Source organism: Flavobacterium tegetincola DSM 22377, assembly GCF_000425485.1.
GTDB classification, from domain to species: Bacteria; Bacteroidota; Bacteroidia; order Flavobacteriales; family Flavobacteriaceae; genus Flavobacterium; species Flavobacterium tegetincola.
This window is the reverse complement of the sequence record NZ_KE384384.1, coordinates 123517-148396: the sequence shown is the minus strand read 5'-3', so window position 1 is coordinate 148396 and position 24880 is coordinate 123517. Positions and strand designations below refer to the sequence as shown.

Annotated in this window: 21 protein-coding genes and 3 tRNA genes; 8 read left to right on the top strand and 16 right to left on the bottom strand. The window is 34.1% G+C overall.

Translation table 11 applies throughout. The features are described from left to right. Positions 1–249 precede the first annotated feature (249 nt). A complete protein-coding gene (locus tag H602_RS18825) occupies positions 250–507 on the top strand; it encodes a hypothetical protein (RefSeq protein ID WP_051224453.1) in 258 nt (85 codons plus the stop codon). A gap of 31 nt (positions 508–538) precedes the next feature. Next, positions 539–1063, top strand: a complete 525-nt coding sequence (locus H602_RS0112145) for a DUF4252 domain-containing protein (protein WP_026978236.1) — start codon at positions 539–541, stop codon at positions 1061–1063. A gap of 85 nt (positions 1064–1148) precedes the next feature. Here the strand turns inward: H602_RS0112145 and H602_RS0112140 are convergent, their stop codons facing one another. The 7 genes from H602_RS0112140 to H602_RS0112110 all read right to left on the bottom strand — a co-directional run bounded on the left by H602_RS0112140 (position 1149) and on the right by H602_RS0112110 (position 5738). After that, on the bottom strand, positions 1149–1589 hold the full coding sequence (locus H602_RS0112140; RefSeq protein ID WP_026978235.1) for a sterol desaturase family protein: 441 nt from the start codon (positions 1587–1589) through the stop codon (positions 1149–1151). A gap of 21 nt (positions 1590–1610) precedes the next feature. After that, a complete protein-coding gene (locus H602_RS0112135) occupies positions 1611–2450 on the bottom strand; it encodes a phytoene/squalene synthase family protein (RefSeq protein WP_026978234.1) in 840 nt (279 codons plus the stop codon). A gap of 7 nt (positions 2451–2457) precedes the next feature. Further along, complete coding sequence (locus H602_RS0112130; protein WP_026978233.1) at positions 2458–3915, bottom strand: phytoene desaturase family protein; 1458 nt, start codon at positions 3913–3915, stop codon at positions 2458–2460. A gap of 13 nt (positions 3916–3928) precedes the next feature. After that, entirely contained in the window at positions 3929–4834 is a 906-nt protein-coding gene (locus H602_RS0112125) for a MerR family transcriptional regulator (protein ID WP_026978232.1), read from the bottom strand. A gap of 611 nt (positions 4835–5445) precedes the next feature. Further along, positions 5446–5528: transfer RNA gene (locus tag H602_RS0112120), tRNA-Leu, on the bottom strand. A gap of 36 nt (positions 5529–5564) precedes the next feature. Next, a tRNA-Lys gene (locus tag H602_RS0112115) sits at positions 5565–5637 on the bottom strand. A gap of 28 nt (positions 5638–5665) precedes the next feature. Further along, positions 5666–5738: transfer RNA gene (locus H602_RS0112110), tRNA-Lys, on the bottom strand. Positions 5739–5865: 127 nt separating this feature from the next. On the opposite strand from H602_RS0112110, the gene H602_RS0112105 reads away from it, so the two are divergent. Next, positions 5866–6384, top strand: a complete 519-nt coding sequence (locus tag H602_RS0112105) for a shikimate kinase (protein WP_026978231.1) — start codon at positions 5866–5868, stop codon at positions 6382–6384. Here the strand turns inward: H602_RS0112105 and H602_RS0112100 are convergent. Both H602_RS0112100 and H602_RS0112095 read right to left on the bottom strand, forming a co-directional pair. Beyond that, positions 6376–6873 (bottom strand): phosphoribosyltransferase domain-containing protein, encoded by a 498-nt coding sequence (locus tag H602_RS0112100; protein ID WP_026978230.1) that lies wholly within the window; start codon positions 6871–6873, stop codon positions 6376–6378. The two genes, H602_RS0112105 and H602_RS0112100, sit on opposite strands and share 9 nt — an antisense overlap. A gap of 39 nt (positions 6874–6912) precedes the next feature. Then, positions 6913–7299, bottom strand: coding sequence for an RNA-binding S4 domain-containing protein (locus H602_RS0112095; protein ID WP_026978229.1), 387 nt, complete (start codon positions 7297–7299; stop codon positions 6913–6915). A gap of 79 nt (positions 7300–7378) precedes the next feature. Between H602_RS0112095 and H602_RS18820 the strand changes: the two genes are divergently transcribed. Then, positions 7379–8338, top strand: coding sequence for an FKBP-type peptidyl-prolyl cis-trans isomerase (locus H602_RS18820; protein WP_051224450.1), 960 nt, complete (start codon positions 7379–7381; stop codon positions 8336–8338). A 75-nt stretch (positions 8339–8413) separates the two neighbouring features. Here H602_RS18820 and H602_RS0112085 read toward each other — a convergent pair whose 3' ends face one another. The 5 genes from H602_RS0112085 to H602_RS0112065 form a co-directional block, all read right to left on the bottom strand. Then, on the bottom strand, positions 8414–9367 hold the full coding sequence (locus H602_RS0112085) for a transketolase family protein (protein WP_026978228.1): 954 nt from the start codon (positions 9365–9367) through the stop codon (positions 8414–8416). Between the two features lie 51 nt (positions 9368–9418). Continuing rightward, positions 9419–10267: a transketolase gene (locus H602_RS0112080; protein ID WP_026978227.1), complete on the bottom strand. Its 849-nt coding sequence runs from the start codon at positions 10265–10267 to the stop codon at positions 9419–9421. Between the two features lie 160 nt (positions 10268–10427). Further along, positions 10428–13784: a preprotein translocase subunit SecA gene (gene secA, locus H602_RS0112075; protein WP_026978226.1), complete on the bottom strand. Its 3357-nt coding sequence runs from the start codon at positions 13782–13784 to the stop codon at positions 10428–10430. 79 nt (positions 13785–13863) lie between these two features. Continuing rightward, positions 13864–14085 carry a DUF2795 domain-containing protein gene (locus H602_RS0112070; protein WP_022828503.1) on the bottom strand — a complete coding sequence of 74 codons (222 nt, stop codon included), beginning with the start codon at positions 14083–14085 and terminating at the stop codon, positions 13864–13866. Between the two features lie 152 nt (positions 14086–14237). Then, positions 14238–14810: a cob(I)yrinic acid a,c-diamide adenosyltransferase gene (locus tag H602_RS0112065; protein ID WP_026978225.1), complete on the bottom strand. Its 573-nt coding sequence runs from the start codon at positions 14808–14810 to the stop codon at positions 14238–14240. Between the two features lie 213 nt (positions 14811–15023). On the opposite strand from H602_RS0112065, the gene H602_RS0112060 reads away from it, so the two are divergent. Beyond that, positions 15024–15683, top strand: a complete 660-nt coding sequence (locus tag H602_RS0112060; protein WP_026978224.1) for a hypothetical protein — start codon at positions 15024–15026, stop codon at positions 15681–15683. Between the two features lie 213 nt (positions 15684–15896). Beyond that, positions 15897–18143, top strand: a complete 2247-nt coding sequence (locus H602_RS0112055; protein ID WP_026978223.1) for an inorganic phosphate transporter — start codon at positions 15897–15899, stop codon at positions 18141–18143. Here H602_RS0112055 and H602_RS18815 read toward each other — a convergent pair. After that, positions 18140–18976 (bottom strand): O-methyltransferase, encoded by an 837-nt coding sequence (locus H602_RS18815; protein ID WP_051224447.1) that lies wholly within the window; start codon positions 18974–18976, stop codon positions 18140–18142. The genes H602_RS0112055 and H602_RS18815 overlap by 4 nt on opposite strands. Positions 18977–19273: 297 nt before the next feature. Between H602_RS18815 and H602_RS0112045 the strand changes: the two genes are divergently transcribed. After that, the gene (locus H602_RS0112045; protein ID WP_026978222.1) at positions 19274–20821 is read left to right on the top strand and encodes an SDR family NAD(P)-dependent oxidoreductase; all 1548 of its coding nucleotides are present in this window, start codon (positions 19274–19276) and stop codon (positions 20819–20821) included. A 4-nt stretch (positions 20822–20825) separates the two neighbouring features. Here H602_RS0112045 and H602_RS0112040 read toward each other — a convergent pair whose 3' ends face one another. Then, positions 20826–22082, bottom strand: coding sequence for a BamA/TamA family outer membrane protein (locus tag H602_RS0112040; protein ID WP_026978221.1), 1257 nt, complete (start codon positions 22080–22082; stop codon positions 20826–20828). A 608-nt stretch (positions 22083–22690) separates the two neighbouring features. Between H602_RS0112040 and H602_RS0112035 the strand changes: the two genes are divergently transcribed. Beyond that, positions 22691–24643 carry a hypothetical protein gene (locus tag H602_RS0112035; protein WP_026978220.1) on the top strand — a complete coding sequence of 651 codons (1953 nt, stop codon included), beginning with the start codon at positions 22691–22693 and terminating at the stop codon, positions 24641–24643. Positions 24644–24880 lie beyond the last annotated feature (237 nt).

Here is a 24880-nt window from a genome sequence, read left to right as displayed (position 1 = left end):
GTATAATGCACAAGCAATACCGAAATTTTATTTCTTACTTTTACAATGCAGCAGAGTGGCACGTCATTTGTATTTTAAATTGTAGTTTTACTTTCTATTGTATCGGTAGCATTACTTTTAACTCATAATTTTGCACAAAATCGGCGTTTCAGTAGAAGTTAAATACGAATCTAATGTAAAAAAAAGTTCTACTAGAATTGAAAAATACACAGATGCAGACTCAAATCATTAAAATTTAATCCAATAAAAATGCCTCATTACAAAAAACACAACAGTTTAAGATCCATAGTTCCAGCCGTTTTAATGTGTGCTGGCTTATTTGTTTTTTCAAGTTGCTCGTCTTCACAGAAAGAAGAATTGGGAACTTTTGACGATCCAAAAGAAGCACTACTAGAAACTCAGAAGGTACTTTTATTACTATCTGAAAATGTAAATAAAGGCTATAAAACAGTTGACGGTATCAAAGAGTACGAAATCACAAAAAATAAAATATTTACGCTGAAGTAAATCCTTTAATAAAAATTTTAAAATAGAAATTATGAAAAAATTATATATCCTCATTTTATTTGCTGTGTTGCCAAATTTGATCTTTGCACAGCAAGCGGTCTTTGATAAATTTGACGGAATGGACAATGTCAAATCGGTTTTGGTAACAAAGAAGATGTTTCAGATGATGGGAAATGTTAAAATGGATCCCAACGATAAAGAAATGCAGAAATACATTAGTTTGACGAAAAAATTGGACAATCTCAAGCAATTCAGTACTTCCAATCCAAAAATCAAAGCTGATTTAAAAGCTACTGCAGATAAATATATTGTTGCAGCGGGATTAGAAGAATTAATGCGTGTCAAAGATGGAACACAGAATATTCGAATTTTAGTAAAATCTGCGGGAACCAAAAGTCAAATAAAAGAATTACTGATGTATATTGAGGATAGTGGGCCGAGCAATGAAACTATTTTAATGTCGCTTACCGGAAATTTCGACCTGAACGAGCTTTCTGTTTTAACTGATAAAATGAATCTTCCAGGTGGAAATGTTTTGAATAAAACCGCAAAGTAATAGCGGTTAAATAAAAGCAGAAATTATTTTGTAACATAAAAAAATAAAGCCTTTCGTTAGTATATCGAAAGGCTTTTTTGTGTTGTTATTTAAAATATTTAAAAGGTACTATAAGCATTCCGAAACACTCTCCATCGCCTTTTCCAATATGCTTGTGGTGCATTTTGTGAGCGCGTCGTACTGCTTTTGCATACTTATTGTTGGCATTTCTAAACAACTTGAATCTTTGGTGGATGAAGATGTCATGTACCATGAAATAAGCTAAACCGTATGCAAAAATACCCAAACCTATTGCTAAACCTATTGCTAAAATTCCAGTTTGCCACAGCAGAAAAAATCCAATACTGATGATTGCATAAATGATGAAAAAAGCATCATTGCGTTCAAACCATGAATCGTGGTCTTTCTTATGATGATCTGCATGAAGATTCCATAAAAATCCGTGCATAATATATTTATGACTGAACCAAGCCATAAATTCCATGAAGAAAAAAGTCAGAAAGAATACTAAAATGTGAATTCCCATTGTGTTTTTAATTCTTTAAAGTTAGATAATATTTAATTTGTACGTAAAGTAACATTTTGCAAACAAGCCAAATTTCTGATAATCAGATACCCGAATACGCGTGTTTTTAATTTCGGTAGAAGGTGTATTTTTTAGTTTTGTGAGCAATTTTTTATAATATACATAAGCCGTATAAACTCCGAATTTAGCTTCTAAAGGCAGATTAACAATTCCTTTGTAAGCTGCTTTAAAGTCGGCTTCAATTTCGTTTATAATTTCGTTTTTAGAATTTTCATCTAATTTGGTAAGATCTGTATTTGGAAAATAGGTACGACTCAAATCTTCGAAATCTGCTTTCAAATCCCGCAAAAAGTTGACCTTTTGAAACGCAGATCCCAATCGCATAGCAGATTCCTTTAAATTCTCGTACATTTCCACATCACCTTTTACAAATACTTTTAGGCACATTAAGCCTACTACGTCAGCAGAACCGTAAATATATTGATGGTACTCCTCAGTAGTTTTGTATTCAGATTTGTATAAATCCAATCGCATACTGTGCATAAATGCATCAATCAGTTTTATGTCTATAGCATACTTATTTACCGTATGCTGGAACGAATTTAAAATAGGGTTTAAACTAATTTTTTCTGTCAAAGCCAAATGCAAGTCGATCTCGAAACGTTCAAAAAGTGCAATTTTATTGTAATCGTGAAAACTGTCCACAATTTCATCTGCAAATCGTACAAACCCATAAATATTATAAATATCCTGACGAATAGCTGGAGCCAGCATTTTTACGGCAGAAGAAAAAGAGGTACTGTACGAACGGGTTACAATTCGACTGCAATCAGATGAAACGGTGTCAAAAATGGATTTCATAGGCAGTTTAATTTTTTTTAATTAATTCAGATACTAATTTTCCGGAAATCAAAGCCGGAGGAACACCTGGGCCGGGAACTGTCAGTTGACCGGTAAAGTATAAATTGCCTACTTTCTTGCTTTTTAATTTTGGTCTCAAAAAAGCAGTTTGCATTAACGTATTTGCCATTCCGTATGCGTTTCCTTTATAGGAATTGTAATCAGAAACAAAATCATTTTTGCAGAACGATTCGCTAAATATAATATTATTTTTAATCTTCTGTTGTGTTAAAATTTCAAATCGGTCAATAATTTTATCAAAATATTTTTCGCGTAAACTTGGAGTATCTTCAATTCCTGGTGCTAAAGGTATTAAGAAAAAAGCAGATTCCATACCTTCTGGTGCTGTTGAGGGATCTGTTACAGAGGGAAAATTAGCATAAAATAATGGATTATCGGGCCATTTTGGATCATCATAAATGTCTCGTGCATGCTGGTCAAAGTCAACATCAAAAAACAAAGCGTGATGTGCAATGTTATCTAATTTTCTATTTAAACCTACATAGAAGAGTAGGGAAGAAGGTGCAAAAACTCTGCTATCCCAATACTTTTCAGAGTACATTCTGTATTCAGAATCTAATAAAGTTTCCGAATGGTGGTAATCTGCACCACTTAAAATTACGTCAGCTTCCACACGCGAGTTATTTACAATTAGGGCTACAGCTTTCTCGTTTTCAACAACAATTTTATTTACATTGGCATTAAATTCAAATGAAACGCCCAACTCTTTTGCCAAGCTTTCCATAGCTTTAACCACATCAAACATACCGTTTTCTGGATGCCAAGTCCCTAAACCAAAATCGGCATAATTCATGAAACTATAAAACGAAGGAGTGTCGGAAGGTTTTGCACCTAAAAACAAAACAGGAAATTCTAGAATTTGAATCAGCCTTTGGTTTTTAAATTCACTTTTCACGTCTCTACTTATTGTGCTGAAAAATTCGCCTACTTTTTTCGCCGTTTCAACGGTAATCAGTTCAAGTGGCGAAACACCTGGACGATATACTAAATCCTTGATTGCGATGTCATAATTGCTTTTGGCATTAGCCATAAACTTTTTTAATTTAACGCCGCTTCCTTTTTCTATAGATTCAAATGTGCTAATGATATCTTCTAAATTATCTGCAATACTTACAAAATCGTTGATACCGTAATATACGCGATAGGCTGGAGAAAGTTTTATAAGGTGGTAATAATCGCTGGTTTTTTTTCCAAAATCATTAAAGAAGCGTTCAAAAACGTCGGGCATCCAGTACCAGCTCGGACCCATATCAAAGGTAAAGCCTTCTTTCTTTAATTGTCGAGCTCTGCCTCCAATGGAAGCATTTTTTTCGTAAATCGTTACTTTGTTTCCGGCTTGAGCCAAATAGCAAGCGGCTGATAAAGATGAAAATCCCGAACCTATAATTGCAATTTCTTGTGACATTTTTATTTTAAAATTATAGCGTTTTAATAATGTGATCCATAGAAAGGAACAGTCGCGTTCGGTTTGAAGCAGTTTCCATTTGCAAACTGTCAATTCCAATACCGGTAATCCACAATTCAGCCTGAGGTGAATTGTCTAAAATTGTTTGTTGTAACTTTGTGATATAGCCATTTATTTCATCTGCCATGGGTGAAGTAGTGATATACGTAAGAAACACAGGCGACTCAAATTGTTCAGTCATTTTGTGTAAATCTTCAATTTCAATATTTTCGCCTAAGTAAATGGTTTTATAGCCGTTTTTAACTACTTCGTAATTTAAATATTTTAATCCCAAATCATGAATTTCCTGAATAGGTAGAAACAAAATAAATACTTTGTCCTGCACTATAACTTGGGACCTGGAAATTATTTCAAGTTCAACCTCTAATTTTTGTTTGATCAAATTAGTGATGAAATGTTCGTGAGCTGCCGTAATAGTATTAGTTTGCCATAAAAGTCCGATTTCATTTAATAACGGAACAAAAACGTCTTTAAAAATACTGGTAAAAGATTTATTTGCTAAGAGTTGCTCATAGGCTTTAAGAAATGCTTCGCGATCAAAGTTCAACATGGCCACTTTGAATGCGTTTATTGCATGACTTTTATACGTCTTGTCTGTGATGATTTCCTTCACTAAATTAGGAATGTCCTCTGATGGATACTGCGAAATTTTAGATATTTTGTAACCGTGGTTGTGCAGCAATGTAATATTTAACAACTTTTTGATACTCATAAAGTCGTAATAACGAATATTGGTATCAGTACGCATAGGTTCTAAGATGTTGTATCTTTTTTCCCAAATACGAATGGTATGCGCTTTAATACCTGAAATATTTTCCAAGTCTTTAATACTATATGCATTTCTAAAAGTGTTCATCATATTTTAATTTATCTTAAACAAAAGTACAGTTATTATCTTTTACAAACTAATTTGTTTAACGTTTTCTTTCGACTATATAACAAAAAAAATGACGCTATTATAGTACTACATGCTTTAATAGCCTGAAGTATAGCGATTTGTTGCTCTTTGTTTTTGTTCTTCTATTTGTTTAAAAAGTGTAAACAAGATAGGGTTTAGTTTGTTAGTTTGCAGTTGAGGTAATATTGCAAAGACATTGTAAAACATACCTCGTGAATAGGTGTTTAAGGGCATCAATGATTTAGAAGCTAAATTCTGTGGTAGAACCATCACATTCTTTGATGTTTTTATTTGTCGTTAAATAGAGAGAAGAGTGGAAAAACACTATTGTAAGAGGAATGTGGTTGGCTTACGGATTTTGGCGGATAATGATGCTAATGCTTAAATCAGAAAGTAGTACTGCATTCAGAGAGTTTTGCGTTATAATTAAAGGGATCTGAGGAGGAATTCAAAGCTTACAATACTTGTCTGATTAATTCAAGATTTTGAAATTTTAGAAATGTCTTGAAATTAAAAAAAGTTGTAGAAAACAGTTTAGGTAGCTAACTGATTTTTACAACTTTTTTAATCCGTGACCACGATGGGATTCGAACCCACACGCCCTTTCGAGCACCAGCCCCTCAAGCTGGCAAGTCTACCGTTTCTCCACGTGGCCAAAAAAAAAGGTCATTCGAAAAACGAACGACCTTTGTGACCCGACTGGGGCTCGAACCCAGGACCCCATCATTAAAAGTGATGTGCTCTACCAACTGAGCTATCGAGTCTAAACATTCAAGGAAATAAGTCAATTTGTGACCCGACTGGGGCTCGAACCCAGGACCCCATCATTAAAAGTGATGTGCTCTACCAACTGAGCTATCGAGTCATTTTCTTTCCTTGAATGCGGGTGCAAATATAAGGCCTTATTCTTTATTTTTCCAAGCTTTTTTACTTTAAATTTGTCTTTTTTTTACATTTAAACTTAACGTATTGTTTTTTAAGACTTTATTATCATGAAAAAAATTTTGATACTTGGCTATATGGGTTCCGGCAAAACTGTAATCGGTAAATTGGTGGCGGAACATTTACAAATACAGTTCTATGATTTAGATCAATTAATTGAAAAACGTCTCGAAATGCCCATTTCAGAAATTTTTCTGCAGAAGGGAGAAATTTATTTCCGCAAGATGGAAAGTCAGATTTTCAACGAAATTATGGTTACTGACCAAACCTTCGTTTTGAGTTTGGGAGGTGGTACACCTTGTTATGCTAACAGTCATCTTTTGTTATCAGGTCAAAATACGGTTTCTGTTTACTTAAATGCTTCCATAGCAACTTTGAGTAGAAGATTGTCTAAAGAACGCGAAAATCGACCACTAATAGCCAATCTAAATGAGGAAGAGTTTCAAGAGTACATTGCGAAACATTTATTTGACCGCAGTTATTTCTACAACCAAGCTTCAATAAAGGTTTTTGTGAACGATAAGAATACTAAACAAATTACAGACGAAATTGTTTCTCTATTAGCTTAAATACGCGTGATCGTTGTCTTTTTCAAAAACTACGTTTACGTGTTCAAATAAAGAGGTAGAAAGTGAAATGCCTTTAAAGTCGGCTTTAACGGGATATTTTTTATGATTTCGATCTACTAGAACTGCTGTTTTAAATTTTTTCAATGGAACATCCAGGAAATGGCGTACGCCGTAAATTAATGTCGTTCCTGAATTTAAAACGTCGTCTACTAATATTAGCCCCTTGTTTTTGTATTTATCCGATGGGATGGAAGTTGTAATAGATTGTGTAGGATCTTGTTTATCAATAAATACCTCGCACAAAACAACTTTTAAAGGCGTGATTTCTTGCAAAGTTTCCGCAATTTTTTCTGCAAAAGTAAAGCCGTTGGATGCAATACCAGCGATTACAATTTCCTCTTCGTCTACAAAAGTTTCATAGATTTGATAGGCGATTCGCTTTATTTTGTGGGCTATTTCTTGATGATTCAGGATGGTATTTTGACTCATGATTAATGGATTAAGATTGTAAATAATTAAAATATAAGATTAGGTCTCGGTCTCCGGTTCCACATCTGTAGTATAATCGTCAATGTCGCGTCGGTCCTTTTTGGTTGGTCGGCCTTCGCCATTTTTTCGATAATGTTCTTTGGCTAACTTTAGCAATTCTAAATGTTCAAAAGATGCTGCAGGTGTATCGTCCTTTCGGTACATATCTACAAGTTTAGCCGCTACACGATTGTCGGGAATGTCCAATACGGTAATTTTTCGGATGATTTGATCCTTGCGAAACGTGATCTTGTCCGTGGCAAAAACTTCTTTTGATGGCTTTGCTACAAGTCCGTTTACAGTTACATGATTTTTCTTACACGCTTCTGTAACCATGTTTCGGGTTTTATAATACCGTACACACCATAAATATTTGTCAATTCTCATTTGTTTTGTAAAATCAGCGTTAATTATTTGTTCAAAAATAAATCAATATTGTATCTTGCGGGCAAAATTTTCTATAAAAATGAACAAATTTAGGTTTTATTTTATTTTGCCTTTACTAAGTATCGTATTATTTTCTTGTAGCGAAGACGACGACACAGAAGTAACACCTCCTAGAGATTATGATGTGCAATATCCAACGGATTTAGATTCCATCGAATCGTATTTAAAAACCCATAGTTTCGCGGTTGTCGATGTTGACGGTCGTGTGGACGTTGAAATTGATACTTTTATCGTTGGAAACACCGAAGGTAAAGTTTCTATCTGGGATAATACGGATTACCCATTGAAATTTAAGATGGTTAAAAATGACAATCGTAGTTCTAATTTAGTGGACGGTCGTGTGGATGATGCAGTAGACTATAAGATGTATTATTTTGTTATAAATGAAGGAGGCGGTCAAAGTGCGACAAGATTTGACTCTACTTATGTGAGTTACCGTGGATGGCGCTTGACAAATGATCAATTTGACATTAATAATACACCATTTTGGTCCACATTTCCTGCTATATCTCAAGGTGAACAAGCTTTGATATCAGGATTTCGCCAATTTACGACATTGTTAAAATCAGCTGAATCTATTAATGTGGGTACAGATGGTGTTATTTCTTACAATAATTATGGTGTTGGAGTTGTGTTTTTGCCATCAGGTATTGGATACTACAATAGCTCGCAGTTCAACATTCCAGCGTATTCTCCATTGGTATTTACGGTGCGATTACATGCCATTCAAGAACGAGATCACGATCAAGATGGTATCTTGTCCAAATATGAAAATGGGGCAGGTGTAGAAGATTTGCATTCCGTGGATACAGACGGCGATAATATTCCTGACTTCTTGGATTCCGATGATGATGGCGATAATGTTCGTACGTATTTGGAGATTAAAAATCCAGTAACAGGAAAACCATATGCATTTGAGGATATTCCTACTTGTCCAGGTGGAACGGTTAAAAAACATTTAGATGCTACGTGTCAATAAAGAGTTGAAATATGCATAACAAAAAAATCCAGTTCATTACGAACTGGATTTTTTTTGTCTAAAATGAAACGTTATTTATTTTCTTTTCATTACTTTCTCAACTGCCGCTACAATAGCTTCGTTGTTAAGTTTGTATTTATCCATCAATTGGGCTGGAGTTCCCGATTCGCCAAAGCTATCGTTAACGGCTACAAATTCTTGTGGAGCAGGACTATTTAAAGCCAATACTCGCGAAACGCTTTCGCCTAAACCACCCATTATGTTGTGCTCTTCTGCAGTAACCACACATTTTGTTTTTGCCAGTGAAGCTAAAATTGCTTTTTCGTCCAACGGTTTTATGGTGTGGATGTTGATTACTTCTGCTGAAATCCCTTTTGCTTCTAAAGCTTCTGCTGCAACTAAAGCTTCCCAAACTAAATGTCCGGTTGCAATAATTGTTACGTCTGAACCTTCAGTCAGCATTACTGCTTTTCCTATTTCAAAAGTGCCATTTTCAGGTGTGAAATTTGGAACCGATGGACGGCCAAAACGCAAGTAAACTGGTCCATGATGATCGGCTATTGCCATTGTAGCTGCTTTTGTTTGATTGTAATCACATGTGTTGATAACAGTCATTCCTGGCAACATTTTCATCAATCCAATGTCTTCCAATATTTGGTGTGTTGCTCCATCTTCTCCTAAAGTCAATCCTGCGTGTGAAGCACATATTTTTACATTTTTGTCAGAATATGCTACCGATTGACGAATTTGATCGTACACTCTTCCTGTAGAAAAGTTAGCAAATGTTCCTGTGAATGGAATTTTTCCACCGATAGTTAAACCTGCTGCAATTCCAATCATGTTGGCTTCTGCAATTCCAATTTGAAAGAAACGCTCTGGATGATTTTTCTTGAAATCGTCCATTTTTAAGGAGCCAATTAAATCTGCACAAAGTGCAACTACGTTTTCGTTTTTTTGACCTAATTCTGTCAATCCTGCTCCAAAACCAGAACGGGTATCTTTATTTCCTGTATTTGTATATTTTTTCATGAATTCTTGTTTAAAAGTCTTAATACTTAATTCTTACTACTTTTATCTAAATTAATAATCTCCTAAAGTCTCCGCGTTTTGCTCAAATGCTTTTGCTAATTGCTCATCATTTGGCGCTTTTCCGTGCCAAGCGTGCGTATGCATCATGAAATCTACTCCGTTACCCATTTCTGTGTGCAATAAAATACAAACCGGTTTTCCTTTACCTGTCAACGATTTTGCTTCGTTTAAACCAGCTATAATTGCTTCAAGATCGTTTCCTTCTTTAACATCAAGTACGTCCCATCCAAAAGCTTCAAATTTGGCACGAATGCTTCCCATTGGTAATACTTCATCTGTAGATCCGTCAATTTGCTTTCCGTTTAAATCAACTGTTGCGATCAAGTTGTCTACTTTTTTAGCAGAGGCATACATGATTGCTTCCCAGTTTTGTCCTTCTTGCAATTCACCGTCGCCCATTAAAGTGTACACTAAATGGTTGTCTTTGTTCAATTTTTTGGCTTGAGCCGCACCAATTGAAACCGATAAACCTTGCCCTAGCGAACCAGATGCAATTCTAATTCCAGGTAAACCTTCATGCGTAGTTGGATGTCCTTGTAGTCTAGAGTTGATCAAACGAAATGTAGCTAATTCCGATACTGGAAAATAACCGCTTCGTGCTAAAACGCTGTAGAATACGGGAGAAATGTGACCGTTGGAAAGAAAGAAAACATCTTCATTCATTCCGTCCATGTCAAAACCTTCTTTTCGGTCCATAATGTTTTGGTACAAGGCTACTAAAAACTCGGTACAACCAAGAGAACCTCCCGGGTGACCTGAATTTACGGCATGAACCATACGAAGAATGTCTCTTCTTACTTGTGTGCTTAAATCGACTAGTTGTTGTGTGTTGGGTTTCATTTTATATATAAAAGTTAAACTGTTGCAAAGGTAAAGAGATAATTTGGTTTTTGGCGAATTGAAAAAACGGAATTTCAAGAAGTTATGAAAAGTTTTACACTAAAAAAAAATCCTCAAACTGTATTCAGTTTGAGGATTTTAGGTTAATTCTATCTTTGGATTATTCTTTTACGATAACCCATTCTCCAGAAGCCAATAGTGATTCTGCTTTTTTATATTTCATCGTTTCCGATTCTCCAGTAGCTACTTTTTTAATGGTGATATTGTCGTTACGGTTGATTTTTGGCATTTCACGTTTGATCGTTTCCGTTACTTGACGTTGTTGCGTCTGACCCGCTTCACGGTTTTCAGCCGCAGCTTCGTCGGTATTTTGAATTTCATCTTTAGAAGTCGTATAATCTTCTACTTGACGTACTTCTTGCGCTTCTTGAATAGTTGCTGGAACACTTTGCTGTGGCAAATCTCCTTTGAATAAGAAAGAAACCACTTCTTTGTTTACGCCATTTAGCATCGTACTAAATAATTTGAATGCTTCAAATTTGTAAATAAGCAAAGGATCTTTTTGTTCGTGAACAGCTAGTTGAACTGATTGTTTCAACTCGTCCATTTTACGCAAGTGTTTCTTCCAAGCTTCATCAACGATAGCTAGAGTGATATTTTTCTCAAAATCTGCAATCAGTTGTTTTCCTTCTGAATCGTACGCTTTTTTCAAATCCGTAACCACATTTAATGATTTGATTCCGTCTGTAAATGGAACTACAATTCGCTCAAATTGATTGTTTTCGTTTTCAAAAACATTTTTAATGATAGGCAATGCCTCACGAGCACTACGATCTGTTTTTTCAGTGTAATATTCTAATGCTTTTTTGTACACTTTTCCAGCAATTTCTACTGGAGTCAGTTTGTTAAATTCGCCTTCAGTAATAGCATCAGTAATAGAGAAATAACGAATCAATTCAAATTCAAAATTCTTAAAATCGTTTACTTCTTTGTTTGAAGTTGCAACTAACTCACAGGTGTCGTAAATCATGTTGGCAATATCTACTTTCAAACGTTCACCATGCAATGCGTGACGACGTCTTTTATAAACCACTTCACGTTGCGCATTCATAACGTCATCGTATTCCAATAAACGTTTACGAACACCAAAGTTGTTTTCTTCTACTTTTTTCTGTGCTCTTTCAATAGATTTGGTCATCATAGAATGCTGAATTACTTCACCTTCTTTCAATCCCATTCTGTCCATTACTTTCGCAACTCGTTCTGAACCAAAAAGACGCATCAAGTTATCTTCAAGCGAAACATAAAATTGAGAACTTCCCACATCACCTTGACGACCTGCACGACCTCTTAACTGACGGTCCACACGACGTGAATCATGACGTTCTGTTCCAATAATTGCTAAACCGCCGGCTGCTTTTACTTCTGGTGTTAGCTTAATATCAGTTCCACGACCTGCCATATTTGTTGCAATAGTTACAACTCCTGGTTTACCCGCTTCTTCTACGATTTGCGCTTCCTGCTTGTGCATTTTTGCATTCAAAACGTTGTGAGGAACGTTTCTCATTTTCAACATTCGGCTTAATAATTCGGAAATTTCAACAGATGTTGTTCCAATTAAAACTGGCCTTCCTGCTTTAGATAATTCAGCAACGTCTTCGATAACGGCGTTGAATTTTTCACGTACCGAACGGTAAATCAAATCTTCTTTATCATTACGAGCCATTGGACGGTTGGTTGGAATTTCAACAACGTCTAACTTATATATTTCCCACAATTCTCCTGCTTCAGTAACGGCCGTTCCGGTCATACCTGCAAGTTTATTGTACATTCTAAAGTAATTCTGCAAAGTAACGGTTGCAAAAGTTTGCGTAGCCGCTTCAATTTTTACGTTTTCTTTGGCTTCAATGGCTTGGTGCAAACCGTCAGAATAACGTCGACCGTCCATAATACGACCCGTTTGCTCATCCACAATCATGATCTTATTGTCCATGATTACATATTCCACGTCTTTTTCAAAAAGAGAATAAGCTTTAAGCAATTGAGTTAACGTATGTATACGCTCACTTTTGATACTAAAGTCAACAAAAAGTTTTTCTTTTTCTTCTGCTTCCGCATCTTTCTCCAATTTCATTTTCTCGATACGGGCAATTTCAGTTCCGATATCTGGAAGTACGAAGAAATCTGCATCTTCGTTAGTAGATAGGAATTTAATTCCGTTGTCTGATAATTCAACTTGATTGTTCTTTTCTTCAATAACAAAATACAACGCTTCATCAATTTTATGCATGTCGCGGTTGTTGTCCTGCATGTATTGATTTTCAGTTTTCTGAAGCAATTGTTTAATTCCTTCTTCACTCAAAAATTTAATTAAAGCTTTATTTTTTGGCAAAGCTCTATATGCTCTCAATAATTGAAAACCTCCGTCTTTAGTATTGCCTTCTTTAATTAATTTTTTAGCTTCTGTCAAAAATCCATTGGCCAATTGACGTTGAAGTGCAACCAAATTTTCAATTTTTGGTTTCATTTCCATGAATTCGTGACGGTCTCCTTGTGGAACCGGACCAGAGATAATTAACGGCGTTCTGGCGTCATCAATTAATACAGAATCCACCTCATCCACAATAGCGAAATTGTGTTTTCTCTGTACAAGATCTGTTGGCGAATGTGCCATGTTGTCTCTCAAATAATCAAAACCAAATTCGTTATTTGTACCATAAGTAATGTCGGCATTGTATGCTGCACGTCTTTCGTCAGAATTAGGTTGGTGTAAGTCAATACAATCCACTGTCATTCCGTGAAATTCAAAAAGTGGCGCTTTCCAAGCACTATCTCGTTTTGCCAAATAATCATTGACAGTAACTAAATGTACTCCGTTTCCAGTCAATGCATTTAAGTATAGTGGTAAAGTTGCAACTAATGTTTTTCCTTCACCCGTTTGCATTTCTGCTACTTTTCCTTGGTGCAACACCATTCCACCAATCAACTGAACGTCGTAGTGAATCATGTCCCATGTAATAAGTTTTCCGGCTGCAGACCATTGATTTGCCCAAAGAGCCTCATCACCTTCAACAGTTACATATTCTTTTGCGGCTGAAAATTTCAAATCGCTTGGAGTTGCTTTTACCCGAACAACTGCATTGTCTTTAAATCTTTTAGCCGTTTCTTTTACTACAGCAAAAGCTTCGGGTAAGATCTCTAGCAATGTTTTTTCCGAAATATCGTACGCTTCTTTCTCTAAAGCATCGATAGAAGCGTAGATGTCTTCTTTTTCATCTATATCAACTTTTTGCTCCACTTCAAGTTTTAAAGCGGCAATCTGATCGTCTTTTTGTTGGCGAGCAGCTTGGATGCGCTTTTTAAATTCAGCAGTCTTTGCCCTTAAATCGTCGTGAGATAACGAAGACAATGCTGCCTCAAATGTTTTAGTTTTAGTCAAGTAAGGCTGTAATGCCTTTACGTCTTTCTCTGATTTATCACCGACAAAGGCTTTAAGAATGCTGTTTATGAAGCTCATAGTTATATAATTCTAATATTCGATTCGTTATTTTAACAAAAAAAAAGTCTCGATGAGACTTTTTCATTGGGTTTATTTTTTAGTATTCATCCTCATTCCAAAGATAGTCTTCGTCAGTTGGATAATCAGGCCAAATTTCTTCCATTGATTCGTAGATTTCTCCTTCATCTTCTATAGATTGAAGATTCTCTACAACTTCCAAAGGTGCACCAGCTCTAATAGCATAGTCAATAAGTTCATCTTTGGTAGCAGGCCACGGCGCGTCACTTAAATACGATGCCAATTCTAATGTCCAATACATCTTTTATGATATTTTATAAATTTATGCAAAAATAAATTTTTTACTGATATAGTCAAGTAAAATTGTGTTTATTTTAGAAAAGTTAAGAACGTTTTTTTGTTTTCATTAGTAGCAATTGGACGTAGACTGTAAATTACCTGTATTTTAAAGAGTTAATACTTTTCAGGAATCCACTGCACTTCTTCTGCGTTTAAGTCTTGGGACAACTTCCGTGCCAACACAAATAGATAGTCAGAAAGTCGGTTAAGGTACTTCAAAACATAATCGTCAACGGCTTCATTTTCGTTTAAATGTACTGCTAATCGTTCCGCCCGACGGCAAACACAACGTGCAATATGACAATATGACACAGTAGTATGACCTCCTGGAAGTACAAAATGAGTCATCTGTGGAAGATGTTGTTCCATACTGTCAATGGCATTTTCCATGAACTCGATATCTTTTTCTGCAATTTTTGGAATGTTGAGACGCTCTTTGCCATTTTTCAATACCTCTTTGTCAGGAGGAGTTGCTAAAATGGCGCCAACTGTAAAAAGTTTGTTCTGAATTTCTGCCAAAATACCTTTATAAAGTACATTGATGTCTTGATCGCGAATCAATCCAATGTGTGAATTTAATTCATCCACAGTTCCGTAACTTTCAATTCGAATGTGATTTTTCGGAACACGGGTTCCTCCAAAAAGTGCCGTAGTTCCTTTATCCCCCGTTTTTGTATAGACTTTCATTTTGTGTTTATTTTTTTGAAGGTATAAAGTTACATTTTAATATAATACTTCTTCAACAAAAACATTATAGTATTTCAGAATTAATTTACAAGTTATCTATAATTGTATAAATAATTCATCGATGTACTAAATAATTCATAATTTATTAACTTAAATTATGGTTAATTCAGGAATAATTCTATATTTACATCGAATTAATAAAATAAATCAATTATGAAAAAAGTACAATTATTAGTAGGAGTTGTTCTTCTTGCAGCTTGTTTTACATCATGTAAGAACGAGGAGCAAGAAATGGCAGAAAAGTCATTTGACCGTTATGAAAAATACGTAGATTCTGTAAATACAGTTACTGAAGCAGAAGCGTTGTCAAACTGGAAAGCGATTGAAGCAGGTTATGAAAACAGTATGAGTGAAGCAGACATGGCTTTGGTGAATATGAAAGATCAAGCAAACGCTCAAGATCGATTGGATAAAGCCAAGATGAAATACGTTGAATTCAAAACTAAAGTGGAAGCAAGCGCTCCTAAACCTGTAGATAGAAAAACGGCACTTCGTAATTCTTATTTTGGTGATGGAATCATTGCTGGAGATAGTATGGACTTTAGTTGGGTCAATAAAGACAATATCTTAAAAGTGTACAATGATTTCTATAATGAATTTGACAAAAATAAGGAGTCGTATTCAAGAGAAGATTTTGACGAATTAAAGGCATTGTATGAAGCTTTAGATTCTAGGAAAAACACCGTTGAAAAAGAAGGTTTGTCTACTAAAGATAATTTGAAAATTGCCGAAATTAAACTCAAATTTGGTCCTAAATTTAAATGGGAACGAATGGGTGCAAAAGCAGATGAAAATGCCGACGCAAAACAATAATTTACCTATTATCATACAATGAAAATAGCTGTCCTAATTGGGGCGGCTATTTTTTTTATCTTCTACTTTTAATTTTATATCAATGGAAGTTTAACTTGAATTTAAATCGAGCTGCTAGATTTAATTTTATGTTTTTACTTTTTAATAACATTAAGATAACATAGAAACAAAATTCTTAAAGGACTTTTGTGCAAAATTAAATGTAGTAAAAGAATGGATCAGATTTACATTATAATGTTGATTGCTTTAGGGGTTTTAGCGATAATTGATTTAATTGTTGGCGTGAGTAATGACGCGGTAAACTTTTTAAATTCTGCAGTAGGCTCAAAAGCAATTTCATTTAAAACTACAATGATTGTTGCCAGTTTAGGAGTTTTGGTTGGAGCAATGTTTTCTAGTGGTATGATGGAAATTGCCCGAAGCGGAATTTTTGTTCCAAGTATGTTTAGTTTTAATGACGTCATGATTATTTTCTTGGCAGTAATGATTACCGATATCTTGTTACTAGATGTTTTTAATTCTTTAGGATTGCCAACGTCTACAACGGTTTCCATCATTTTTGAACTTTTAGGAGCTGCCGTTTGTCTGGCACTTTATAAAATATATACTACTGATGATACTTTTGACAATTTAGGAATGTACATCAATACCAAGAAAGCTTCTGAAATCGTGTACAGTATATTGCTTTCGGTCGTTCTGTCTTTCGCTTTAGGTAGTTTTATTCAGTACATCTCAAGGCTGATTTTTACGTTTCATTATGACAAAAAATTAAAATATTTTGGTGCTATTTTTGGTGGAATTGCCATTTCAGCCATTACTTTTTTCATATTAATAAAGGGTTTAAAAGGTGTTTCGTTTATTTCTAAAGATCAATATGCTTGGATAAATCAACACCAATTTTTAATTTTAGGTGGAAACTTTATTTTGTTTCTTGTCCTTTCTCAAATACTTATCAGCTTTTTTAAAGTCAATATTTTGCGGGTAATTATCCTGATCGGGACATTTGCATTGGCATTGGCTTTTGCTGGAAATGACTTGGTCAACTTTATCGGTGTACCCATTGCGGCATTTAACTCCTATGAAATTTTCCAAGCCAGTGGTGCCTCGGGAGATACATTTATGATGGGAGCTTTAGCAGACGATTCTATTGTAGCTCCATTTTACTTTTTACTTTTGGCTGGAATTGTAATGGTTGTCACGTTATGGACGTCTAAAAAAGCAAAAAGCGTTATCGAAACAGGTGTTAATCTTTCTAGACAAGGTGACGGAGTAGAGAAATTTTCTCCCAATTTAGCTTCTCGTTTTATCGTTCGATTGGGAGTTAATATTGGAGAAGGAATGAATTATTTCTTACCAAAAAAATTACAAATTAAAATTGACAGCCGTTTCAAAACTGTTGAAAAATCAGCGAAGAAAACCGAAGATGAACCGGCTTTTGATATGGTTCGAGCTTCCGTAAATTTAATGGTTGCCAGTATTTTAATAGCCATTGGTACTTCAATGAAATTACCATTGTCCACAACTTATGTAACGTTTATGGTGGCAATGGGAACCTCATTTGCTGATAGAGCTTGGGACAGGGAAAGTGCTGTTTATAGAATTGCAGGTGTCTTTAAAGTAATAGGTGGGTGGTTTTTTACTGCAATTGTTGCATTTCTATTGGCCTTTGTAATGGCCTATATTTTAAAGATCGGTGAAGTTTTTGCCTTTGTAGGATTGTTGCTTTTACTAGGAATCTTATTGTATAGAAGTTCTAGAAAACATAAGAAAAAAGTAAAATACGAAGCTGAAATTAAAAGCTTACGCAAAGAAGATATTGGAACCGTAAAAGATATGATTACGGAAAGTTCGGCTCAAATTTCTACGGTTTTTCGAAGAACAAGTGCTTTGTACTCCAGTTTAATTGACAATTTGGCTTCGGAAGATTTAGCCAAATTGAAACAAAATAAGAAAGATCAAAAGAAACTTGAAAAAGAAATTGACGAACTAAAAAGCAATGTTTTTTACTTCATTAAAAACTTAGATGATAATTCTGTAGAAGCTAGTAAATTTTACATTTTGATTTTAGGATACTTACAAGATATGGTCCAGTCTATTGACTTTATCACTTCAAATAGTTATTCGCACGTTAATAACAATCATAAGAAATTAAAATTCAATCAAATTAAAGGTTTAAAGACGATTGATGATCAAGTTCAAAAGTTGTTGTTATTGCTTGAAGATAGTTTTAAAAATGAAGAGTATAATAAAATTGATGTCATTTTAAAAGACAAGCAATTACTTTTAGACACTGTCTCTGATCTAATAACCAAACAAATTAATAGAATCAGAACTACAGAAACAAGTCCTAAAAATAGTAAACTGTATTTTGCGTTATTGCTAGAAACCAACGATTTGGTAAATGCAATTATGAATTTATTAGAAATGTTCAAAGAATTCAATAAGGTCGATAAGAATTAATGGAGCAAACCCCAAAGGTTTTTAATTCCTAAAACGTTGTCTAAAAAAAACGATTTATCAGTTCGGATAATGAAGTTTTCTTTGACTTGTTCGCTTCTAAAAAAAACAATACCCCACTGAAAGGTGTCCACCGTGACCTTTACTTTGGGGTGTTTTTTTATAATTTCCCAAGTTTCTTCCATTTCTTCTGACCAATGAATGTCATCAAAAATCCAAACGGTTTCGTTATCAATGGTGGGTAATAACAATTCAAAATAGTCCAATGTCGCTTGTTTTGAATGATTTCCGTCAAAGTAAATAAGGTTGAAGGTCGTAGGTTTTAAGTTGTAGGCTGTGAGTTGTTTTGAAAATTCACCCGTAATTCCCGTCACATTATTGATATTGAATTTTTGCAGTTGCAACTGACATTGCTTCATCGTTTCGGGACATCCTTCTAAAGTCGTAACTGCTGAAAAATCATTCAAGGCTAGGGCAGAAGTTGCTAATCCTAAAGAAGTGCCGATTTCTAATATACTTTTCGGCTGAAAATAATTCACAATTCTAAAAAGTAATTTTGCTCTTTCTGGCGAAATTCCAGCGTTTTTGGCAATTGCGTTAATGGTTCTTGTATTCGATTTGAAAATTCGTGAACCTGCACCAAAATCAGTTACTTCAATGGTGTTTTTGTTTTTCAAAAGAGAATTTCGATACTTTTCTAAAAGGGAGTATTCAGGATATTTTGTTTTATCGTAAAAACATTTCTGAACCAAATTAAATACAAACGGTGAATGTACTCCGTGAGCGTTAGTGGAATTCCAAATGAATTTTAAATATGATTTTATAATGTGTTGCATAATTTAGAAAGTCGGGCGAAGATACAAAGTACTATTATAATCTGCGAAATTTTTTAGCCACAGATTAATTGATTTCAAAAAGATTTCTTTTTTAATCAGAGCTACTCTTTTTAATCTGCGGTAAGTATACAGATAGTAAGAAAAGCCGTAAAATTCTTTGCTAAATATTAAATTTGAAAGAATAATTGTTTAAAATCTGTGCTAATCTCTTTAATCTGTGGCCAGAAAAGTAACACTTTAAAAATCTATCTTTGCTACCTTAGAATCTGCACCAAAAGCATTTTCAACTTTATACGAATGAACGAAGAAACGCCTACAATTAACATCCTTTCTGCCGAAGAAATCAACAAATGCATCGCTGTTTTAGAACAACTAAATGCAGAAACTTCGCAAATATTTGATATTCCAAAAGAACAACGAACCGCATTAATAAAAGCAGCTGGACAATTCTCCAGACCCGACCGCGAAGAATTTTCCCGCAGAAAAAAAGATGCAAAAGCTTTAGCGAAAAAGAAAGAAGAAACGAAAGACAGAGTTGCCCGAAAAGAAACCGGAATTCGTTCGGCTCGGGAAGCAAGTGTTTTTGTTGCTCCAAAATTGTTGGCTTCAAATATCTTGGAAAATAAAGAAGTTTTGGAACTAAAAATTCCAAAAATCTGCTACGTCTGCAAAACCAAATTTACTAAAATGCATCATTTCTACGATTCGATGTGTATTGATTGTGGCGATTTTAATTATGCAAAACGCTTTCAAACAGCCGATGTAAACGGTCAAGTTGCAGTCATTACAGGTTCTCGTTTAAAAATTGGTTATCATATTACGTTGATGTTATTAAGAGGTGGAGCAACGGTTATTGCAACAACGCGTTTTCCTGCAGATTCTGCGATTCGCTTTGCCAAAGAAGCAGATTTTAAGGATTGGGGACATCGTTTGAAAGTCCACGGATTGGATTTGCGACATATTCCAAGTGTGGAAATTTTCTGTAATTTCATCGAACAAAAATACGGCCGACTGGATATTTTGATTAATAATGCCGCACAAACGGTTCGTCGTCCGTCTGGATTTTATTCGCACTTGATGCGAAATGAAGAATTACCCATTTCTGAATTTAATGGAGATGTTCAAAGTTTGCTGAACGACCATTTAAATTGTTTGGAAGAATTAAAAGCATTGACCATTGGTTCTTCGTCCAATCAAAATATGCCAGTAACTTGGCACGGTCCCGAACCTGGAATAGGGTTGAGGGCTTCCGCCAAATTATCGCAGATTCCATATTCGTTTGACAAAGGATTGGTTTCAACTGAAGTTTTCCCTGAAGGCGAATTGGATGCCGATTTACAACAAGTCGATTTGCGAAAAACAAATAGTTGGCGATTGAAACTCGGCGAAATTGAAACCACGGAAATGATTGAAGTACAATTGGTAAATTCTGTTGCTCCATTTGTACTTTGCAACCGACTTTCAGAAGTTATGAAAAAGGACAAAACGGGCAAAAAGCACATCATCAATGTTTCGGCAATGGAAGGTAAATTCTACAAAGGTTTTAAGGAAGACCGACATCCACATACCAACATGGCAAAAGCCGCTTTAAATATGTTGACGCATACTGCCGCTGGAACTTTGGCGAAAGACGGCATTTTCATGAACGCTGTGGATACGGGTTGGGTTACCGATGAAGACCCTGCAGCAATGGCAAAAAAGAAACAAGAAGAGCAAGATTTTCAACCGCCACTTGACATTGTTGATGGTGCGGCAAGAGTGATGGACCCGTTATTTGACGGAATCAATTCAGGGAAACATTGGTCTGGAAAATTCTTAAAGGATTACAATCCGATTGCTTGGTAAAAGATTAAAAACCTTCTCCGTCGTTGAAGTAGAAGGTTTTAGAATCACGTCCTAAACCAAAATTCATCACGAAATTAGTTAACGTATTTTTATCCAATAAAATGCGTAATCCAACACCAACTGCAGGTTGAAAAGTGTGAAACAGATTTAAGTTTCCTTCCACGTCACTTGCAGAAGTTGCGTTTGCAAAAACAGTTCCGCTAATTAATTGGTTTTTCATTATCGGAAAACGGTATTCTGTTTCGAACGTAATTAAATTCGCACCTCGAAATAAACCTTGTGTATATCCTTTTCCGCTTCGGCTGTTTTGGTCCCAACCAATTGCGGGTAAATTTAAATAAGGTAAATTTCCGCTTGTCAAGAATTGACCATACGTCCAAAATCCCAAGACGTGTTGCTTATTTGATTTACTCAACGGAATAAAATACCGGGAATCTAAAGTCAACGTTGTGCTGTTTTGTTGCGATGTATTTAGTTCAGGATTGAAACGGTAACTTAAATTTACATAAAGCCCGGAATTTGTGTTTATCAAATTGTCGCGACCGTCGTAAATCAAATTCAAACTTCCGCCGGCAACTGTGTAATGTTTGTCGTTAAATCCGTAAGCTTGCGAATAGTTGTAATGTTCGGTCAGTTCTGCATTGGCAACATCTAAAAGTTCATCTTCGATACTGTCATAGCTGTCAATGTGAATTCCCAGTCCTGCATAAACATTTTCGATAATTTTATAGTTTGCCGTTTGGTGAAATTTAAAATAATTGTACTTCATCGGTTCTTCGATATCTTCATAATCGAAGTTGTCAAAAGCATCTCCGTAAGGAACAATATCCGAACCTAAACCAAAATTAGACTGCGAAAATACATAATAACGTAAATCTCCACTCAAGAAATAGGTTGCGTCTTTTAAGTACATATTGTTTTTTAAATAGGTCAAAATCTGACTTTTAGTACTGTATGAAGCACCTCCGGCAATCAATGAAATTTTGTCTTCTTCTTTTTCCTTGAAACTGTACTGACTGATAAAACCGCCTGTGAACCCGCTTGCCGGTTGCAAACCAATGGTGGGCAATATGATAAAGTTGGTAAGTGATTCCGGTTCGTCCACACGATTTTCTTTCTTTTTAAACAAGTCGTATAAAGTTACGTAGGGAATCGAATCTTTTGCCGGTGCTGTATTTTCGTCTTGCGAAAAAGCAAATGTTGAAAGAAATAATAACGGTACCAATATGATTTTGGATTGAAGAGTACTTGTAAAATTCATAAGGTAGAGTTATGTCTTAAATTTGGACAAATATAATCGAAATGGGGTTAGATAAATTTATATAATTTAGTGAAATGGTTATAGGATTGGTTGAGGTTGAGAATTTGTAATACTTAATTTGTTTCGGACTTGTTCTAAAATTATTTTCTGCCATTAAAAATTATTTTTTAGGTATAATTTTTTGCAATCTTTTTTAATTACATTTGGAAAATAAGAATTTAAATAAATCTTTAAAATAAGTTAGTATAACTACTCGATGCGATTTAATTGTCTGTGCTTATGAATGATATTTTACCTTTTTAAAAGAAAATGAATCAACTAAATAAATGCTAAAATATGCCAAACTACTACTGTGAATATTGTGGAACAAAAAGTTCGACTATCGCAAGTCTAACTGCCAATTCCTGTCATCGACATCCTTTAGGGCCTGGAAAAGGAAAACATAAACTTTATGAAGGAAGTGAAAAAACTCAATATAGCTGTAAATATTGCGGAACATCTTCATCTTCTATTTCAGGATTAACAGCAAACTCTTGTCATCGGCATCCAAATGGAGTTGGAAAAGGCAAACACTCTCCTACACTTTAAAATAATATTAAGTAATATAAATGAACGCAAAAGAAATTATAATAAACGAAATAAACAATAATGTTATTTCAACTGATGGGTCAGAAATATTTTTTTATCAAAATGGAAGTTTATTAAATATAGCAAAAGATGAACTTTTTAAAATAAGAGAAATAAATAATTTGGATAGAAATACTGCAATTTTATATGCTAGATTTTCTCAATCTTTCACTGAAGGAGATTTTTGGTCGGCATCTAAAAATGAAATTTGGTCTACAATTTTTTTAGAAGATAGAATATCAATACGTCATATCATTGAAAGTAAGGGATGGTCTAAAGGTGAGGATGCTATTATTGACATCTATTGGGATGAAATTGATGAAGTTGATGTGCATTGTTTCCACGAAGACACCGATGAAAAAGGTCAAACTATAAAACATTATTTGATTCGATTTTTTTCTAATATAGATAATGAAATTACTAAAGTACTAACTGACTATTTACTATTAAAAAGCGAAAAGGATAGTTTAGAATTTGTTAATTTAATTAATAAGATTTTAGAAAGCAGAAAAAAATTTTTAGATAGCGATGATGATGAATTAAATTTATTAATTGATAATATCAGGACTAAAACTATAGAAGAAGATTTTCAAAACGTAATTAATTTAATTAATGAAAATTTTGACTTAAATCTGGTGAAAGAGGAAAATTCTATAATTTATTATTTTTTAGTTTATCATCACTCAAGATGTTTAAAAGGACTCAAAAAGAATCAAGAGGCATTAAAATTTTTGGAAGAACGAATCATTAAAAATGATGTTTCAGAAGGCTATGAGGATTGGAATTTTAGATTGTTTGAATTAAAGGCAGAAATTTTTGATGAATTGGGAAACTACTATAAGTCATTAGAAAATTATTATTTTGCGTCTGAAAACACTCAGGAAATTGAGATTAAAAGCGATTTAAATGATAAGATTAATTATTCATATAATAAGTTTACGGAATCATTTAACAATTTACAATATGATAAGAGAAAAATGATTTTAATTTATGATGAGGTTAAAATAAGTCCATCAGATTCTTTCATTGTTTTAGATAAATCAAATTTACCAGTTGATATTAAATTTCCATTAACTCATCCAAAAAAAGAAGAAATTTACGTTGGACACCCATATTTAAAAGAAAGTTATTTGCCATACAGTAGTTTTGAAGCGGATTTGTTTAATGATAGATTTGAAGAGTTTTCATATTTTATTCAATGTTTAGGAGCAAAATCAATGACAATCAAAGTGATTAAAGAAAATGAGAAAACTACAACCGAAATTGATAACAAAAAAACTGGCGGTTCAATTGGATTAGGAAAAAAAGTAATAAAAAATACAATTGAAGCTGATTACGAAAATAATAGAGATTCTGATAAGAAAGAGGATTCAAAAACTTCTAGAATTAGAACGCAAAATTATAATCCTACAAAAAAACCTTATGTGCCCGGAAATCTCTTATGGTATCCACACGAAACATCTTGGCATCGAATATATCAACAAAGAATTAATGGAAATATTTTGAGTCATCACGACATAATTAGTTCAAAAAGCACTCATTCAATAAGTAACAACGAGAAATCAAATTTAAAAGTTGGACTCAAAACTTTTTTTTCTGATGTTAATTTAAATAGAGATACTTTTATTAAAAACACTATAGATGAAAGTGAATCAATTGAGTGGGAAATATTTGTAGAGTTTGAGTCGTTAGAAAATCTTTTAGAGAATGAGGAAAGTACAATTTCCTTTGTAGAAAGCTCTACATTTTCTGATGCAGAAAATCAATATAAAGAGGAAGTCATTTTTATGCTCGAAGATGATGGAATAATTGATGAAAAAGAAAGAAGAATTTTAAATAGATTAAAAGACAAATTAAAAATTTCTGATGAAAGAGCAAAATTCTGGAAAATGAAATTTCAAATAATTATTCACAAAATGAACAAGAATATATAGATGAATATAAAGAATTTTTAAATGATGGAGAAATTTCTGAAAAGGAAAGGAGAATTCTAAATAGGTTTGCTACAAGATTAGAAATAACTGTGGACAGAGTTAGAGAACTTGAAAATAGTGTAATTTAAAAGCACCTAACATTCACAATTGCCACAATATGTTTATTTAAGTTTTGACTTTAAAATAGTTTTGTATCTGCAAAATTATTTTAAAGTCAATATTTAATCAGCCAACAGC